This window comes from Bryocella elongata, from assembly GCF_900108185.1.
In the GTDB taxonomy this organism is placed as follows: Bacteria; Acidobacteriota; Terriglobia; order Terriglobales; family Acidobacteriaceae; genus Granulicella; species Granulicella elongata.
In genome coordinates, this window is sequence record NZ_FNVA01000002.1 from 157,869 (window position 1) to 173,667 (window position 15,799).

General features: G+C 63.0%; 18 protein-coding genes. 7 read left to right on the forward strand and 11 right to left on the reverse strand.

What is annotated here, in order from left to right; all coding sequences use genetic code 11:
- Positions 1–105: 105 nt before the first annotated feature.
- The 7 genes from C4S68_RS06870 to C4S68_RS06900 form a co-directional block, all read right to left on the reverse strand.
- Positions 106–1,344, reverse strand: a complete 1,239-nt coding sequence (locus C4S68_RS06870) for an MFS transporter (protein WP_146072053.1) — start codon at positions 1,342–1,344, stop codon at positions 106–108.
- Positions 1,345–1,424: 80 nt separating this feature from the next.
- Positions 1,425–1,817, reverse strand: a complete 393-nt coding sequence (locus C4S68_RS06875) for a VOC family protein (protein ID WP_103932329.1) — start codon at positions 1,815–1,817, stop codon at positions 1,425–1,427.
- 121 nt (positions 1,818–1,938) lie between these two features.
- Positions 1,939–2,892 (reverse strand): type II secretion system protein, encoded by a 954-nt coding sequence (locus tag C4S68_RS06880; RefSeq protein WP_160115046.1) that lies wholly within the window; start codon positions 2,890–2,892, stop codon positions 1,939–1,941.
- A 21-nt stretch (positions 2,893–2,913) separates the two neighbouring features.
- A complete protein-coding gene (locus C4S68_RS06885) occupies positions 2,914–3,606 on the reverse strand; it encodes a hypothetical protein (protein ID WP_103932331.1) in 693 nt (230 codons plus the stop codon).
- Positions 3,603–4,289, reverse strand: a complete 687-nt coding sequence (locus C4S68_RS06890; protein ID WP_235011431.1) for a hypothetical protein — start codon at positions 4,287–4,289, stop codon at positions 3,603–3,605. The genes C4S68_RS06885 and C4S68_RS06890 overlap by 4 nt, the downstream gene beginning before the upstream one ends.
- On the reverse strand, positions 4,286–5,062 hold the full coding sequence (locus C4S68_RS06895) for a PilN domain-containing protein (protein WP_103932332.1): 777 nt from the start codon (positions 5,060–5,062) through the stop codon (positions 4,286–4,288). The genes C4S68_RS06890 and C4S68_RS06895 overlap by 4 nt, the downstream gene beginning before the upstream one ends.
- Positions 5,062–6,126 (reverse strand): type IV pilus biogenesis protein PilM, encoded by a 1,065-nt coding sequence (locus C4S68_RS06900; protein WP_103932333.1) that lies wholly within the window; start codon positions 6,124–6,126, stop codon positions 5,062–5,064. The genes C4S68_RS06895 and C4S68_RS06900 overlap by 1 nt, the downstream gene beginning before the upstream one ends.
- 437 nt (positions 6,127–6,563) lie before the next feature.
- On the opposite strand from C4S68_RS06900, the gene C4S68_RS06905 reads away from it, so the two are divergent.
- Complete coding sequence (locus tag C4S68_RS06905) at positions 6,564–6,887, forward strand: type II toxin-antitoxin system HicB family antitoxin (RefSeq protein WP_103932334.1); 324 nt, start codon at positions 6,564–6,566, stop codon at positions 6,885–6,887.
- Positions 6,888–6,890: 3 nt separating this feature from the next.
- On the opposite strand, the gene C4S68_RS06910 is transcribed toward C4S68_RS06905, so the two are convergent.
- On the reverse strand, positions 6,891–8,525 hold the full coding sequence (locus C4S68_RS06910; RefSeq protein ID WP_103932335.1) for a GspE/PulE family protein: 1,635 nt from the start codon (positions 8,523–8,525) through the stop codon (positions 6,891–6,893).
- Positions 8,526–8,680: 155 nt separating this feature from the next.
- On the opposite strand from C4S68_RS06910, the gene C4S68_RS06915 reads away from it, so the two are divergent.
- On the forward strand, positions 8,681–9,856 hold the full coding sequence (locus C4S68_RS06915; protein WP_103932336.1) for a glycosyltransferase: 1,176 nt from the start codon (positions 8,681–8,683) through the stop codon (positions 9,854–9,856).
- A 52-nt stretch (positions 9,857–9,908) separates the two neighbouring features.
- Here C4S68_RS06915 and C4S68_RS06920 read toward each other — a convergent pair whose 3' ends face one another.
- Positions 9,909–11,099, reverse strand: a complete 1,191-nt coding sequence (locus C4S68_RS06920) for a type II secretion system F family protein (protein ID WP_103932337.1) — start codon at positions 11,097–11,099, stop codon at positions 9,909–9,911.
- Between the two features lie 40 nt (positions 11,100–11,139).
- On the opposite strand from C4S68_RS06920, the gene C4S68_RS06925 reads away from it, so the two are divergent.
- Genes C4S68_RS06925 through C4S68_RS06935 form a run of 3 tightly spaced genes read left to right on the forward strand, consistent with a single transcriptional unit; the run spans position 11,140 to position 12,625 of the window.
- The gene (locus C4S68_RS06925; protein WP_200821502.1) at positions 11,140–11,634 is read left to right on the forward strand and encodes an ArsR/SmtB family transcription factor; all 495 of its coding nucleotides are present in this window, start codon (positions 11,140–11,142) and stop codon (positions 11,632–11,634) included.
- On the forward strand, positions 11,634–12,113 hold the full coding sequence (locus tag C4S68_RS06930; protein ID WP_103932339.1) for an SRPBCC family protein: 480 nt from the start codon (positions 11,634–11,636) through the stop codon (positions 12,111–12,113). Before C4S68_RS06925 ends, C4S68_RS06930 begins: the two co-directional genes overlap by 1 nt.
- A gap of 29 nt (positions 12,114–12,142) precedes the next feature.
- Complete coding sequence (locus C4S68_RS06935; protein ID WP_103932340.1) at positions 12,143–12,625, forward strand: SRPBCC family protein; 483 nt, start codon at positions 12,143–12,145, stop codon at positions 12,623–12,625.
- A gap of 64 nt (positions 12,626–12,689) precedes the next feature.
- Here the strand turns inward: C4S68_RS06935 and C4S68_RS06940 are convergent, their stop codons facing one another.
- Positions 12,690–13,067 carry a HesB/IscA family protein gene (locus C4S68_RS06940; RefSeq protein ID WP_103932754.1) on the reverse strand — a complete coding sequence of 126 codons (378 nt, stop codon included), beginning with the start codon at positions 13,065–13,067 and terminating at the stop codon, positions 12,690–12,692.
- A gap of 274 nt (positions 13,068–13,341) precedes the next feature.
- Here C4S68_RS06940 and C4S68_RS23135 point away from each other — a divergent pair, with 274 nt between their 5' ends.
- Together C4S68_RS23135 and C4S68_RS06945 are read left to right on the forward strand one after the other, a co-directional pair.
- Positions 13,342–13,512 (forward strand): hypothetical protein, encoded by a 171-nt coding sequence (locus C4S68_RS23135; RefSeq protein ID WP_160115047.1) that lies wholly within the window; start codon positions 13,342–13,344, stop codon positions 13,510–13,512.
- 196 nt (positions 13,513–13,708) lie between these two features.
- On the forward strand, positions 13,709–14,002 hold the full coding sequence (locus tag C4S68_RS06945) for a hypothetical protein (RefSeq protein ID WP_103932341.1): 294 nt from the start codon (positions 13,709–13,711) through the stop codon (positions 14,000–14,002).
- 307 nt (positions 14,003–14,309) lie between these two features.
- On the opposite strand, the gene gnd is transcribed toward C4S68_RS06945, so the two are convergent.
- Positions 14,310–15,770, reverse strand: a complete 1,461-nt coding sequence (gene gnd, locus C4S68_RS06950; RefSeq protein ID WP_103932342.1) for a decarboxylating NADP(+)-dependent phosphogluconate dehydrogenase — start codon at positions 15,768–15,770, stop codon at positions 14,310–14,312.
- Positions 15,771–15,799: the final 29 nt, after the last annotated feature.

The window sequence follows — 15,799 nt, forward strand, 5'->3', positions numbered from 1 at the left end:
GGGTCCCCGACGAGCGTTCTCTGCCCGTTGGGGTGGGGAGCGAGGAACCCCTGTATTCTTCCGCACAGCCTGAGCAGGCTGGCGAAGGAACAGCGCCTTGCAGGATCAGCCGGCGTTTGACGTCGATGTGTGCCGGCTCTCATCCCCCAGCCACCGCATCACAGCGAACATCACCACGCACGCCACAAGACTCACCCCACCATCAACCGCGAACATCCCCGCCAGCCCGTGCAGGCCTCCGATCCCTCGCGCGTAGCTGTGGCCGTCGAGCACTCCCATGTAGCTGATCGGCAGCACCGTTGCGGCCGTGAGCAGACCAAACTCCGTGGCGGCCAGCGGGTTGTCGCGCCCGATCGCTCTCAGGCAGATCGCCACCGCGGCCGTGAAGCTCATCGCCTGGAAGACGTTCTCGCCCAGGAACGCGATGGCGAAGGTCGTCGGCGTGCGATGCGGCAACAGCATTAGAAGCGTGAACACGCATCCCGCCGCGCCGATGCCCAGATACAGCGCCAGCGGCCGCAGACGCCTCGCCAACACCGGGACCAGCAGGCATCCGGTCGCTCCGGCGATGGTCAGCATCAGCCCGCCCACGCGACTGACGAAGGCCTCGCTGGCATGGAAGTCCCCCGCAACGCCCCCAAGGGTATTGGTCAGAGAGAACGAGCCGGTCGGCGCGAGAAAGAGAGCCAGCGTCAAAAGCACCTCCCGCTGCTTCAGCAGGGAGCCAAGCTGTCGCCAGAACTCGCCGAAGTGGCTGGCCAGCCTCCGCGCCTGCTCCACTTCGCGCTGCGGCACTGGCATCCAGAGGAAGATCAACGCCGGGCAAGCGACCAGAGCACCGAGCAGAAGTGCTGCCGTCATCGGGCTCACCTCGCGCAGCAGCTCACCTGCCGCGATGGTCATGATGCCGTTGCCGCCCAGCGTTGCGACCTGCGTCCAGGCGCCGAGCCTGCTCTCGATGACGCCGCCGTGATCATCCTCCGGGACCAGCGTCGCCAGCCAACCTCCCAGCGCGTTGGAACTGAGGGTGGCTGCAGCGTATGCCAGCATGATGGCCGCTTCAAACGCTGCCAGGTGCGCGCGCAGCAGGATCGCTGCCGCGAGTCCGGCACCCGCGAGCAGAGCGAACGCCGTCGCATACCATCGCCGCGAGAACCGCAGGTCCAGCAGCGGCCCCAGCAGGAAGACCCAGATCCCCCACGAGAAGCAGGCCGCGCTGATGGCCGCGATGCGGGTTTCGGTGACGTGCTCCGCCGCCAGCAGCTGCGGCAAAGGCAGCACAAGGAAGCCGCCCATCAAGCCGAAGGTGCCGTTCGCCAGCCCCATCAGCCAATACGGGGCCACACGACGCGCACGCGGCGCCGAAGGGGCGAGAGGGATTGGAGTCGTGACGTTGATCCGTTGATGCTACCGCAGCCGCAACGCTACTTTGCCAGTGGTTGCCACAGCTCGACGCGATTGCCATCGCAGTCGTTGATCCACGCAAACTTGCCGTAGGGCGCGTCTTCGCGTTTCGGGTCGATCCACACAGCCTTCGCAGCCAGCTCGACCAGCAGGGCATCGAGATCGTCCACGCGGTAGTTGATCATCGCCTGCTGCGGACCATGCTCGCCCGTCGGGCCAAAGTAGGTGGTGGTCGCGGGGAACGCCGCCCAGGAGGTGCTGCCTGTCGTCGCCGGAACCTCATCCTTCCACGAAAAAGTGATCCCGCCGTAGCTGGTTAGCGCAATGTGGAGGTGTTCGGCGTACCACGCGGTCAACGCCTTCGGATCCTTCGAGCGGAGAAACACCCCGCCAATACCTGTGACACGAGCCATCGCTATCTCTCCATATGCTTCGGCAATGACGATCTTCCTGCCCGCAGGGGCCGCCGAAATCACCGCTAGAGTAGCAGGCTCCGGTTGCCGGAGAGAAGCAGCATCTCCGGAGAAATCCGGGCTACGGAGGTGTTGTCGTCCCGGTACTTCCGGTCGCTCCAGTGGAGCCGGTCGTGCCCGTGGTCCCGGTTGCGCCCGTGCTGGTGCTGCCGAAGCTGTCCGTGGAGTTCGACTTCCCGTTCAGCCCCTGGCCGAAGCTCGACGCATCGGTTGAGGTGACGCCTGACGAGCTTCCGCTCGTGCTAGACGCCGTTCCCGCCGGACCGCCGCCGCCGAGCAGGTTCACGTTCGTCTTCAGCAGCTCGATTCGCGGGTCGTACCAGAACTCCCACGTCTCGTAGGTGGTCTGCTTGTTCGGCGTCAGGATAGAGTTGCCGCTGCGTGCCGGGCCGACCCCATAGATGACGCCGCCTGAACCGTCGCCGAATCCCGAACTCCCCGTCGAGCCCGTGCTCCCGGTTGCGCCACTCGCACCCGTGGCACCCGTCGTAGGCGAACCCACCGTCGCTCCCGTGAAGCCGCTGCTCAGAGCCGTGCCCGAGCTGACCGTTGTGGTCGAGCCGCCAATCGTCGAACCGATTCCCGACGACAGTCCCGCAGCCGAACCCAGGCCGCTGCTCAGGCCCTGAAGCTCCTGCCCGAAGAAACCCTTGATCGTGGTCTGCGGCGTGTGGATGAGACGCCAGTCGCTCTTCCCGGTCAGGGGATCGACGTACCTCTGGCGCAGGAAGCGCACCGTGGTGGACTTCTCCAAGGCATCCATCGAGCCCGGATAGCTCTTGCACTTGCAGGTGCGCTGATACAGCTGGATGGCCCGCACATACTGCTCCGCGCGGGCTTCGCTGGCCAGTTCCTTCTGACGCTGGAGATCCCGCGCGATCACCGGCGCCGCAGCAGCCAGCGCGACGAGAATCAGCGCCGCCATCACGACGACGGCCAGCAGCATGTATCCCGCTTCCGCGGCTCTCGAGGCCCGTCGGCGGCGCTGCAGCACGGTTTGGGGCCTGGACTTCATGAAGTGGCAGGAACCGTTCATCTACTGCGTAGACATCGGCAGCGTCTGGGTAAAGTGGTTCGTCAGGTCTTCCATCTGCACGCTGTTGGCATTGATCGTGACGACCTTGTAGCGGCGCGCCACGATGTCTCCCTGCGAAGCGAGGTAGACGTCCTCACCCGAGAGGATGAACGCCTGCCGCACACCTTGACGCGTTGCCGTGCCGAAGAACTTCAACGGCATCGGCGGGCAGTTGGGCGGGCAGGGAACCGGTGGCGGCGGTGGCGTATAGGGCACTGTAGCCACTGGCCCCTTGCGCACCCCCGGCACGTTCGTCGGAATCGCCACGGGCGGCGTGTAGATCAGCGAGAAGATGTTTCGTCCCGTCCCCGCGTAAACGAGGCTTTCGGTGCGCAGCATCGCACTCTGGTTCAATGTCGGGTCGAGGCTCGACGAGGTGCTTGCGACGCGCTTCGCGGGAACGCCCGGCACGGCGCCCAGGCCCCTGTTTCCCGTCGAGGCTGCCGCCGCGACAGGCCCTTCGCTGCTGTTGTTCAGCATGTCCCGCGTCGCGGACGTGTTGCTCGAGCTTGGTGTGGCCACGATAGCGGGCGTGGTGGGTCCATCGGATTCGATGAACTCCGTGTAGATGAAGCGAACCAGCAGGATCGACGCGAGCGTCAGCAGCACACCGGCGGCGATGGTCTTATTGCGGTTCTGCGTGCCGGCGTTCACTGTGCGCCTCCGGTGCCGGACGTGGCGTTGGCGCTGGCGTTCTTGTCAGAGGCTTCAGCCTCGCCCACCGCGGGCGAGCGGAGGTACGTGGTCATGCGAATGCGAAGATTCACCAGGCCAGTCTGCTGGCCCGTCAGGTTGATGCCGTTGATGACGAAGAAGCTCCTGTCGCGCTCGATCGCATTGATGAACTCGACCACCGGCCGGTAGTCGCCGGCGATCGACGCATCGATGCGCACCTGCGTCAACGCATGCGGCCCGACCAGCACCGGGTCATACGCATACTGCGCGCGCGTGAGCCGGACTCCATTGGTGGCCAGTTTACCCAGCTCCGCCGCTACCTGTGACGTCGCGTACGGTAGCCGCTTCGCATAGAACTTGTCGGCCTGTTCGGTTGAATCCGCGAGCTTTGCATCGAGCCCACGGAGAGGTTTGGCCGCGATCTCTGCTGCGTGCAGCTGGTTTTGTTGGGCTACCAGCGCGTTCTCGTCGTTCGCGTTCAACCCCTGCCATACGAAGACCAGGTGTACGACCAGGTAAAGCACCAGCACGCCCAGCGCGGCGACTCCCGCAAGGTGCAGATTCAGCTCCGTCAGCAAGGCGCGGGCACGTTCGGTCAGCCGAGGCACGTGCCGCGTCACCGACGAGCTGTTGGGTGGAGGAACGATGACGGTTGTGCTCACCGTGCACCTCCCTGCGGCTGTCCGGGACGGGGCCGGTTATACGGAGAGCCCGGTGCCCCGAGGGGCGGCAAAGTCACGCCATGATTGCGGACATGAGGCGTCGCGATCGGCGTCCCGCTGGTCCTCTTCGGCTCGCTCGCCACATCGCTCACAGGCTTCGCCTTGGGAAACGCCTGGCCTTCGGGGAGCGGGTTGTAGTCGGCGAGAATCTCAAACTCCACGCCCGCAGGACCGGCAGCCGCCTGCTGCTGCGGCGTGCCCTGCTTGCTCTGCTGGCTCTCGCTGTTCAGACGAGGCCGCAGGAACCGCTCCGAGCGTTCCAGGTTGCGCACCAGGTCGACGGCTTTGCCGCGATCGCCCGCAACCCGCAGCCGGATCACCACGCTGCCATCGGGATTCACCTGCGGCTCAATCGAGGTGACCTGCACGCCCGTGGGAAGCACGCGCTCCAGATCCATCATCACGGCCGTCCAGCTGAAGCTCTTGCGCAGGAAGAGTGCGTTGAGGAAGTGAGCGCGGTCCAGCACCGCAGCATTGTCCGGCTGATGCATGCGGCGCTCATTGCCCAGCTTCTCGTTCTCGAAGACCAGGGTGCGCTGCTTCAGCTGCGCCATCTTCGCCTTCTGCACATCCAGCTGCTGTTGCATCATGTGGCTCGCCACCGCGATGCCCACGCCCGCCAGAACCAGCGCGCCCATCAGGATGCGCAGCCGCATCAGGTAAGGCCGCAGCTCCACAAAAGGGCGCGTCGCCAGATTGACCGAAATCCGCATCAGCCCTTCAGCGCCCCCACCACGCCTGCGATCCATCCTCGCATCACGCCACCGGTCGCAGCATCTGCGGCGAGCGCGTCAGTGCCCACTACCTCGCGCACCTTCAAACCTTCTGCTTCGGCGATGCCTTGCTCATTCAAGATATGACGCAGCCGGTCTGCACCCAGCGGCCCAGCGCTCCAGATGATCTCGGGCGCGGCCGCGAGCGTGTCTTCGTAATAAGCCGCACCCTTGCTCACAGCCTGCGCAATCTCCTCGCCCACTTCAGTCGGAGCCAGCGGAGTTGCCAGAGCCATGGCTGGCGTCACGTTCTGCGCCTCGCCCATACCCAAAAGTGACTCTTCGCGACCCGAATCTTCATTCGCGGGATCCACGATCAGCGCTGGAATGTCGGGCAGGTCGGACGGCGCAAGATCGATACCGAGGTGCAGCAGCAGAATGCCCTCGCGCACGATCGCCGTCGTCACTCCGAGCGGGTTCGCGTTCACCAGCAGCACCGGCGACGATGAGTCCACCGCGGCAATCGCCGCCAGCGTGGACGGCAGCACCGCCCCAGGCTCAAATCCTGCCTCGCGAGCCACTGTCTCGTACTCGCTCAATACATCGCGGGGAATGGCCACTGCCAGCACACGCACGCCAGCCTTGCCGGAGCTCATCACCTGATAGCTGATCATGGCCTCGTCGGCGTCGAACGGCACCAGCTTCTTCAGCCGGAAGCGCACCAGCGGCAGAGCCTCGGTGATCTTGCTGGGCAGGGAATCGAAGTCCAGCAGCAGCACACGCACCGCACCGTCGGGAATCACAACCGTCAGCTCCGACCCACGCGTGTTGGGCTTGCCACCCACCGACTCCAGCGCCCGCCGCAACGCTGCGGTCACGGCTATACGGTCGACGATGTTGCCGGGTTTCAGGCTCGGTGCAACCGCGCCTTCGGCCAGGTCCACCTTGGCGACCGCAGCAATCGGAGCGGCAGCCTGGGGCGACCGGGCAGCGACGACGCCGCGCGGGGTGATCTCACACGCCAGCCGCGGCCGCGTACCTGATGCTTTCGGCAAAAAATCCATGCGCAAGAAAATGCTCTATCTAGAGTACCGTGCAGCAGTACCGTGGCGGGTGGCTGTTTCCAGACTCTTGATCCTTGGACGGTCCAAAACAGCCTTCGGTTATGACGCAAGCCCCATAACCGAAAGGATGTCCCGCAGGCTGCGCTCCCCCTAGGAAAGCCTCCTGAGTCCGTCATTCCGAGCGCAGCGAGGAACCCCTGTATTTCGCCAGTGGTTGCGAAAACGCAGCTCTCCCGTAGGCCAACCATCTGTAAATCGCTGACGGTTAGGTGTCTGGCGCGGCAACGATCGGAAGGGCCCGGTTTCAACCGGGCCGAAAAGGCCCAATCCAGAACGAGTCTTTAGCCGCTAAGGTACCTGTTCGCACCCTGAGTGGTGCGAATGATGGCAACATCCAAGAGGAGGCCCGGTACGCAGCGCTTGAAGAGGGAAGGGAAATGAACAAGGACCATTACACCTATCGCGTCACCTGGTCGCCGGAAGACAAGGAGTACATCGGCCTCTGCGCCGAGTTTCCATCGCTCTCGTGGCTGGCCTCAACCTCGCAGAAGGCGCTCGCCGGTATCCAGAACGTCGTCGCGGAGGCGGTGAACGACATGGAAGCCAACGGAGAGCCTGTGCCCGTAGCGTTTGCCGATCGGCACTACAGTGGAGAGTTCCGCGTGCGCATCCCACCCCACGTCCACCGTGCTCTGGCGGTCGAATCTGCAGAGCAGGGCATCAGCCTCAACCGGCTGGCGAGCGCGAAGCTGGCAGGCTGATCCCTACCGTCCCGTCTCGATAAACGTAACCTTGTTGATCTCTCGCAGCGTAGTGATCCCCGCTCGCACCCGCTCCAGCGCCGAATCCCGCAGGAAGTGCATGCCCTTCTGCTTGGCTTTCTTGCGGATCTCCGAGCCCGGCTTCTTCTCCAGCAGCATCTCGCGGATCTCGTCGTCCAGCTCCAGCAGCTCGTGGATCGCCGAACGTCCGCGATAGCCTGTCCCGCCGCACTCGATGCAGCCTGTGCCTTCGCGGAAGCTCACGCCGCGCCACTCCTCGGGAATCAGACCGTTCTCCACCAGCTCCGCGTCGCTGTAGTGCACATCGCGCACGCAGAACTCGCACACCTGCCGGACCAGCCGCTGGGCCAGAATGCAGTTCAGCGCCGAGACAAAGTTGTAGGGCTCCACGCCCATGTTCAGGAAGCGGCCCAGCACGTCGACCACGTTGTTCGCGTGGACGGTGGTAAACACCAGGTGCCCCGTCAGCGCCGAGTTGATCGCAATCTGCGCTGTCTCCGCGTCGCGGATCTCACCGACCAGGATCTTGTCCGGGTCATGGCGCAGAATCGACCGCAGGCCGCGTGCGAACGTCAGGCCCTTCTTCTCGTTCACCGGAATCTGCGTGATACCGCGGATCTGGTACTCGACCGGGTCCTCGATGGTGATGATCTTGTCTTCTTCGCTCTTGATCTCGTTGAGCGCGGCGTACAACGTGGTCGTCTTGCCCGAACCCGTCGGCCCGGTCACCAGCACCATCCCGTACGGCTCCTTGATGTACCGGCGGAACCGCCGCAGATCCTCTTCGCCGAAGCCCACGACGTCCAGTGAAAGGTTCTTGAACTTCTCAGACATCGACTCCTTGTCGAGCACGCGGAGTACGGCATTCTCGCCATGCACCGTCGGCATGATCGACACACGGAAGTCGATGAGCCGGCCCTTGTAGCGCACGCGGAAGCGGCCGTCCTGCGGTACGCGCCGCTCGGCGATATCCAGCTCGCTCATGACCTTGATGCGGCTCAGGATCGTCTGGTGATGCTCGCGCGCGATGGGCGCCATGGCCTGCTGCAGCACACCGTCGATGCGGTACTTCACCAGCAGCGAGTCGTCGAAGGTCTCGAGATGAATATCCGACGCCCGCCGTTCCAGCGCGGTAAAGATCGTCGTGTCCACCAGGCGAATGATCGGCGAGATGTCATCGTCCGCCGTCAGCTTCTCGATCGAGATGTTCTCGTCCGGATTGTCCTCGCTGGTCAGCACGTCGAAGGCTAGGCCTTCGCTGGCTTCATCCAGCACCCGCTGGCTCTGCTCCGTCTTCTTCAGCAGGTCGGTGATCTGCGACAGCGTCGCGACCCGCGTGACAATGCGCGTTCCCAGCAGCCCGCTGATCTCGTCGATCACCATCAGCTTCGATGGGTCGGCAACGGCGATTGCCAGCTTGCCGTCCAGCTGTTCCAGCGGCACGAAGTTGTACCGGAACATGATATCCACCGGAACTCTCTTGAAGAGCTCGTGTTGGATTCGGAAGTTCTTCAGGTCCACGAAGTCCGCGTGATATCTGCGAGCGAGCATCTGGGCTCGCTCGAGCTCGGTCATCGCTTCGGGGCTGTACGGCTGCGCAACGGGGATAGTGGCCATATGTTGTCTGACGATTCCCAAAAGTAACTGTAGCGGAAATAAATCCTGAGGTGAGGTCAACCCCAAAGGACTAAAATCAGTCTTTATCCGATGAAACCCGATCCGGCGGGTTGACTCCTGGCCTTATTCAACCGCAGTCGGAGGATGGTCGAGCAATGCGATTCCTTCATCTTATCGGGACAATGGATCCGGCGGCCGGTGGGCCGACCGAGTCGGTTCGTTTGCTGTTGAGCGATGGCTATAGCGGCGAGGTCGTCAGTCTGGATGCCCCTGACGCTGCTTACCTGCGCTCCTATCCCTTTCCGGTGCACGCTCTGGGGCCAGTCTCGCACCGCTACGGATTCTCGCTGAAGCTCAATCGCTGGCTGCGGGAGAACGTTCACCGCTTCGACTGCGTCATCGTCAACGGCCTTTGGGGCTATCCCGGACTCGCCGCGCTGGACGAGGTGCGCGGCAAGCTGCCGTACTTCGTCTTCGCTCACGGCATGCTCGATCCCTACTTCAAGCACCGTTTCCCGCTCAAACATCTCAAGAAGTGGATCTACTGGCTGCTCGTCGAGTACCGTGTGCTCGTCGGCGCCGACTACGTGCTTTTTACCTCGGAGGCCGAGGCCAGGCTTGCGCGTGAAAGCTTCTGGCTGCACCGTTGGCGAGAGCTGATTGTGCCTTATGGCACCGGTAGTCCGCCCGACCGGACCCCCGCCATGCGCGAGGCGTTCCTCGACCGATGCCCTGAGGTCCGTGATCGCCGCTTCCTGCTCTTCTTCGGTCGATTGCATCCCAAGAAGGGCTGCGACTTGCTGATCGAGGCCTTCGCGAAGACCGCCGCGCTCGACCGCGAACTCGATCTCGTGATGGCCGGCCCCGATGAGGTCGGCTGGGCTTCGCAACTGCAGGAACTGGCTTCGCGCCTCGGCGTCGCAGACCGTATCCACTGGCCGGGCCTCCTGCGCGATGACGCCAAGTACGGTGCCCTCTATATGGCAAATGCGTTCGTGCTCCCCTCGCACCAGGAGAACTTTGGCATCGCGGTCGCCGAAGCTCTCGCCTGTGGCGTTCCCGCACTGCTCTCCGACAAAGTGAACATCGCCGCCGAAGTGCAGGCCGATGGCGCCGGACTGATGCAGCCCGACACCCTGGAAGGCACAGAAGCGCTGCTGCGAGGGTGGCTCGAACTTTCGCCAAACCAGCGCAATGCCATGCGCATACAAGCGCTCCGCACGGCCGAAGTGCGTTACCGGATGGATCGCACTGCGGCCATGCTGGTGGAGAAGGTGCGCAAGGCTCAAAGGGGACATGCCGCGGGCAGACCGCGTTTTTCGCAGATCTAATTGCCCAACCCCGCGTCGTGCCGGTCCAAAGCGTACCCGCCGAGCATCGAGTCTAGGACGAGCCGTTCAGGCTGAAGATCGGCAGGTAGAGCGCGATCAGGATGGTCACCACGACCAGGCCCATCACGATCAGGATCACCGGCTCGATCATGCTCATGATCGCCGCCAGCGAGGTCTGCACGTCTTCCTCGAAGAACTCGGCGACCGAGTTGAGCATCTGGGGAAGCGCGCCCGTGCTCTCCCCGACCTCAATCATCTCGATGGACAGCTCCGGGAAGACCCTGGTGTTCTCCAGGCTCACAGAAAGTCCCTTGCCCTCGCGCACGCCTTCAACGGAGGTCCTCACCGCGCGGGCGATCTGCCGCGACTCGATCGAACGTGCCGCGGTCTCGAGCGAAGGCACAAGCGGCAGGCCGCCGGTCAGAAGGGTCGCGAGGGTCCGCGAAAACAGCCCTACCTGGTACTTCAGCCACACCTGCCCGAAGATCGGCAGCCGCACGCGCACTTTGTCGACGAACAGAGCTCCCGGCTCGGTCTGTGTCCAGCGGAAGATCAGCCAGCCTAACAGCGCGGCCACCGGCGCAACATACAGTCCGTAGTGCTGCGCTCCCTGACCCACAGCCAGCAGAATCAGTGTCATCTGCGGCAGTTGCGTGCCCAGTTGGTCGTACAGCTGGGCAAACCGCGGCACCACGAATGTGATCAGGAAGATGAACAGCCCGATCACCATCAGGATCAGAAAGCTGGGATAGATCAGGCTCGCCCGAACCTTCTTGCGGAAGGTCAATGCCACTCGCTGAAAGTCGAGAAACCGCTGCAGCACCTCTTCCAGGTTTCCCGAGCGTTCGCCGGCCAGCAGTGTCGTCGTGTACACGAGCGGCACGCCGCCCTGCGCCTCAAAGGCTTCGGAGATGGACTGGCCCGTGCGCACACGCGCGGCCACATCCTCCAGCTGAGCCCGGAAGTAAAGGTCCTTCTGCCGCTTGGCCAGCAGTTCCAGCGAACTCAGGATCGGCAACCCCGCGCGAATCAGCGTCAGGAACTGCTGATTGAAGATCAGGAACGGCCCGAGCTTGATCTTCTTCTTGGTCGAGCGGCCAAAGGTCGACTTCGCCTTGACGTCATAGACCAGGTAGCCAGCCTGGGTGAAGCGCGAACGCAACTCCTCGGCCGTGGCAGCGGTGTGGACCTGCTCCAGAATGCGGCCACGGTCGTCAGCGAGTTTTACGGTGAACTCTGTCATGCAGGATAGCTGTCCTTAGCTTAGACGGGAGTGGCCGCCATTGGCACGCACGCTTGAGGCGAGGGAGAGGAATGGCAGCTTTCTGCCGCTCTTGTCGCAATCCCGGCGGGAGCAAATTAATTCAACCGAATGGTTGACAGTGCGGAGGCGCTGGCATACATTCAACCGTATGGTTGAACAACGAAGCCCGGATCTTGATCTTGTCTTCCAGGCGCTCTCGGACAAGACCCGCCGCGCGCTTCTGCAAACGATCGCTGGACGCCGCCTGACGGTGGGAGAGCTGGCCACGCCGTTCGCGAACACCATGTCGCTCGCCGCCGTCAGCAAGCACCTCGATGTTCTCGAACGCGCCTCGCTCATCCGCCGCGACAGGGAGGGGAAGTCCCGCATGGTCTCCCTGCAGCCCCGTGCCCTGGAGGCTGCGCAGGATTGGCTGGCCTTCTACCACCAGTTCTGGAGCGACAACCTCGACCGCCTCCAGGCGCACTTCGAATCCCAAGCCGAGCGGGAATCACAAACGGAAAAGGAGTCCTGATGGCCGTCATTCCTTCTTCGCAACCGGCTTCGCCGTTCTCGTCGGTCAAGCTCACTCGCATTCTCCGCTCCAACCGCCAGCAGGCCTGGGACGCCTGGACCTGCCCCGAGATCATGATGAAGTGGTGGGGGCCACGCGACCGCATCTGCATCGGCGCGGAGCTGGACGTCCGAGTTGGCGGAATCATTCGCCTCACCGACGACACGCCTCCGCACGCCATCCCGTTCCCCAATGTTCCCCGCTCAGTTACCGGCTGCGGCGTATTCACCGAGGTCGTCCCCTGCGAGCGTATGCAGTTCACCTGGGTCACAGCCTTCCGGTCCAATGAAGAGTCGCTGATCACCGTCACCTTCCGCGACGTCGAAGGCGGCACCGAAATCACCGTCTTCCACGAAAAACTCCCCTCCGACATCGCCCCTGCCTACGACGGTGGTTGGTCCGACACCCTCGTCAAGCTCGTGGCGCTCTACGCCGCATAACTCGCCTCGCCAACCGAAAAGGAATCCTGATGTCCACTACCGCTGCAGTCCCATCGCTCGCCTCCGCTGTGCCGTTCGTCAAACAGTCACGCGTCATTCGCACCTCTCGCAACCGCGCCTACGAGGCCTGGACGAAGCCGGAGATCGTCCAGAAGTGGTTCGGGCCGGCAAACCGCTTCTGCCCCCTCGCCGTGCTGGACGTCCGCGAAGGCGGACTGTTCCGGATCGAAGCGCACGCCAAGCCGGACGCTGTGCTCCCTCCGGGCCAGCCGCAGGTGACTTGCGCTGAAGGCGTCTACACGGAGGTCCTTCCCGGAGAGCGCCTGCAGTTCACCTGGAAGCCTTCCTGGAACCCTGGAGAAGAGTCGCTTGTCACCGTGACCTTCCGCGACGCCGACGGTGGCACCGAGGTGACGATCCTCCACGAACGAATCTCTAGCGACGCGAGCCAGAGCTACACGATGGGCTGGACGGGTGCGCTCGAGAAGATGTCCGTGCTGCTCGCGGAGTAGGAAGATCTGCAAAACGCACAAAGGCCCCGCCGCAGCGGGGCCTTTGCCATGGGAACAGCGTGGTTTACACGCTGAAGCTGGAGCCGCAACCGCAGGTCGACTTCACCTGGGGGTTTTCGAACTTGAAGCCGGCGGCCTCAAGCGTCTCCACATAATCGACCGTGCAGCCGTTCAGGTACATGGCGCTGGTCGCGTCCACGAAGACCTTAAGGTCTTCGAAGCGCACAACCTTGTCCATCATGCCTGCGGCGTTTTCAAAGCTCATGGAGTACTGGAAGCCTGAGCAGCCACCGCCCACAACACCGATGCGGAGACCGGCGGGGATCGGATCCTGTGTGGCCATGATCTCCTTCACCTTCGCAATCGCGGAATCGGTGAGGTTCACAGGCTGGGAGCTCTTCGGCGCTTCCACAACTTCGGGGGTGACGGCAGCAGTAGCCATGGTTTCGATCTCCTTCGCAATCTTCGAGCGCAAATCTCGCGCAATCTCTTCGATTCCAGTCTAACAGCAGTCTACGACTGCTTTGGTGCGCGTTCGCACCACTTGCTCGACCGGGGCCCGAAATGACCGCCGCAGGGCTGTCCGGCGGAATTCCCGGGCGGGGGAAGTTTGCCTATCCCGACCGGAAGCCAGCCTGCCCGAAGGTGTTGGATGCCCGGTGCACGATCGTGGATTCACCCCACCTATACCCGGGGCGTAGGATGGCTCTATTCCTATGCGCCTGATCGAAGCCATCGCCGATGCATTTATCGCTACGTTCGGAATCACCGTGCCGGACGAAAAGGCGCGTGAACGCGCCTCCTGGTTCATCCTTGGACTCATGGTCCTGACCGTCCTGGTTGTGACCGGCGTCGGAATCACCATCTACCACTTCATGCACGACTAGGCCGCGTTGCAGGCCATCCACGGTCCCCATGCCACTTTTGGAACACCGAAAATGCTGTCGAAAGATGGTGCGCAGGATCACTTCCTCTGGTGCCAGACCGGGTCTATGATTCTGGCGCTGAAGGACCGGGTCGCTTGACGCCAGCGAACGGGTAAGTGGGCCGGGTGTTTCGGCAGATGGTTCAAGGAGGTCCTCGATGACCACACTTGTTGTCCTGTCCATAGTCTGGGGCGTAATGATCGCCGGCTTTCTCGCCCTCATGATCTATCGCTCGCACCTAACTAATATGGAAACCGATCAGCTCTTCCTCTCGGACGCGAGCGGCACCGCCTCCGTGCACGTGGAACAGGACATGATCGTGCATCGAGTCCAGGCCCTGGCCCTTCCCACGCGCATCTATGCCATCGCGATTGGTCTCCTCACCGTCGTGATCGGCGTGATGTACGTCATGCAGGTGATCATGCCGAGCTTGTCGGGCCGCATCAACTAGCGGCTTTGGCGTCAGGCTGTCATTTCACCCAAGCGTGAGCTGGCCCCCTTCGAGCTGGCAGCGGCGCGGTGAAGAGACCTGTTGTTTCGGCCCGTGCATGAGGTCACGCACGGCATGAACGAGGCCCAGGTCTCCTCACTGCGCATCGCCTCTGGCTTCATCGGGAAAGTTCTGTCCTCTCGGAGCCATCGGTGGGGGGCAGGAACAAAGCGATTCGACGTCAGCCTGATCCAAAAAACAAGGCCCGCTCACTGTGAGCGGGCCTTGCTGCTTTCCACTGTCTACTGTCTGTCCATTACTGTCTTCTCTACGCGTTGTACGTCGACGACGACACGCGACCGCCGCGACCCGTCCAGTTGGTGTGGAAGAACTCACCGCGGGGTTTGTCGATGCGCTCGTAGGTGTGCGCGCCGAAGAAGTCACGCTGTGCCTGCAGCAGGTTCGCCGGCAGACGCTCGGTGCGGTAGCCGTCGTAGAACGCCAGCGCGGTCGAGAACGCAGGCGTCGGGATACCAGCTTCGATCGCTGCGATCAGGCCCTTGCGCCAGCTGGCGTTGTACTTGTTCAGGATGCCCGAGAAGAAGTCATCCATCAGCAGGTTCTCGAGCTTCGGGTTCTTGTCGTACGCGGCCTTGATGTTGTTCAGGAACACCGAGCGGATGATGCAGCCGCCGCGCCACATCAGCGCGATGCCACCCATGTTCAGGTTCCACTTGTACTCCTTGGCGGCCTCGCGCAGCAGCATGTAGCCCTGCGCGTAGCTGATCAGCTTGGAGCAGAACAGCGCGCGGCGTACGTTCTCGATGAACTCCGCCTTGTCGCCCGTAAACGCAGGCGCCGTGGGGCCGGTGAGGATCTTCGAAGCTTCAACGCGCTCTTCCTTGATAGCCGAAAGGCAACGGGCGAAGACGCTCTCGCCGATCAACGTCACGGGCATGCCCATGTCGAGAGCGGAGATCGCGGTCCACTTGCCGGTACCCTTCTGGCCAGCGGTGTCGAGGATCTTGTCGACCATCGGCGTGCCGTCATCGTCCTTCTTGGCGAAGATGGTCGCGCTGATCTCGATGAGGTAGCTGTCGAGCTCGCCCTTGTTCCACTCGGTGAAGATCTCGGCCAGCTCGTCGGCGGTCAGGTGCAGCGTGTCCTTGAGCAGCTGGTAGGCTTCGCCGATCAGCTGCATGTCGCCGTACTCGATGCCGTTGTGCACCATCTTCACGTAGTGGCCGGCCCCGCCCTCGCCCACCCAGTCGCAGCAGGGAGTGCCGTCTTCCACCTTGGCAGAGATGCCCTGGAAGATCGCCTTTACCGCAGGCCATGCCGCGGGATCGCCGCCAGGCATGATCGACGGGCCGAAGCGCGCACCCTCTTCGCCGCCGGAGACGCCGGTGCCGATGTAGTGCAGACCCTTCTCCGCGAGCTCCTTGGTGCGGCGCTCCGAGTCGGTGAACAGCGAGTTGCCGCCGTCGATGATGATGTCGCCCTTCTCCAGGAAGGGAACGATCTGCTCGATGGTCTGGTCGACGACGGAGCCCGCCTTGACCATGATCATGACGCGGCGCGGCGTCTTGAGCTTGGAACACATCTCTTCGATCGAGTGTGCACCTTCAACCTCGGTGCCCTTTGCTTCCTGCGCCAGGAACTCGTCCACCTTGCTCGTCGTGCGGTTGTAAACGCACACCTTGAAGCCGTGGTCGTTCATGTTGAGGACCAGGTTCTGGCCCATCACTGCCAGGCCAATCAGGCCGATGTCGCAGCTTCCACTTGCCATCTCGTCTTAGTCTCCTTGCATGCGCGCCG

Coding starts and splice junctions, on each gene's coding strand:
- C4S68_RS06875 (WP_103932329.1), bottom strand. CDS start 1,817: ATGGCTCGTGTCACAGGTATTGGCGGGGTGTTTCTCCGCTCGAAGGAT.
- C4S68_RS06880 (WP_160115046.1), bottom strand. CDS start 2,892: ATGAAGTCCAGGCCCCAAACCGTGCTGCAGCGCCGCCGACGGGCCTCG.
- C4S68_RS06895 (WP_103932332.1), bottom strand. CDS start 5,062: ATGCGGATTTCGGTCAATCTGGCGACGCGCCCTTTTGTGGAGCTGCGG.
- C4S68_RS06900 (WP_103932333.1), bottom strand. CDS start 6,126: ATGGATTTTTTGCCGAAAGCATCAGGTACGCGGCCGCGGCTGGCGTGT.
- C4S68_RS06905 (WP_103932334.1), top strand. CDS start 6,564: ATGAACAAGGACCATTACACCTATCGCGTCACCTGGTCGCCGGAAGAC.
- C4S68_RS06910 (WP_103932335.1), bottom strand. CDS start 8,525: ATGGCCACTATCCCCGTTGCGCAGCCGTACAGCCCCGAAGCGATGACC.
- C4S68_RS06915 (WP_103932336.1), top strand. CDS start 8,681: ATGCGATTCCTTCATCTTATCGGGACAATGGATCCGGCGGCCGGTGGG.
- C4S68_RS06920 (WP_103932337.1), bottom strand. CDS start 11,099: ATGACAGAGTTCACCGTAAAACTCGCTGACGACCGTGGCCGCATTCTG.
- C4S68_RS06930 (WP_103932339.1), top strand. CDS start 11,634: ATGGCCGTCATTCCTTCTTCGCAACCGGCTTCGCCGTTCTCGTCGGTC.
- C4S68_RS06935 (WP_103932340.1), top strand. CDS start 12,143: ATGTCCACTACCGCTGCAGTCCCATCGCTCGCCTCCGCTGTGCCGTTC.
- C4S68_RS06940 (WP_103932754.1), bottom strand. CDS start 13,067: ATGGCTACTGCTGCCGTCACCCCCGAAGTTGTGGAAGCGCCGAAGAGC.
- C4S68_RS23135 (WP_160115047.1), top strand. CDS start 13,342: ATGCGCCTGATCGAAGCCATCGCCGATGCATTTATCGCTACGTTCGGA.
- C4S68_RS06945 (WP_103932341.1), top strand. CDS start 13,709: ATGACCACACTTGTTGTCCTGTCCATAGTCTGGGGCGTAATGATCGCC.
- gnd (WP_103932342.1), bottom strand. CDS start 15,770: ATGGCAAGTGGAAGCTGCGACATCGGCCTGATTGGCCTGGCAGTGATG.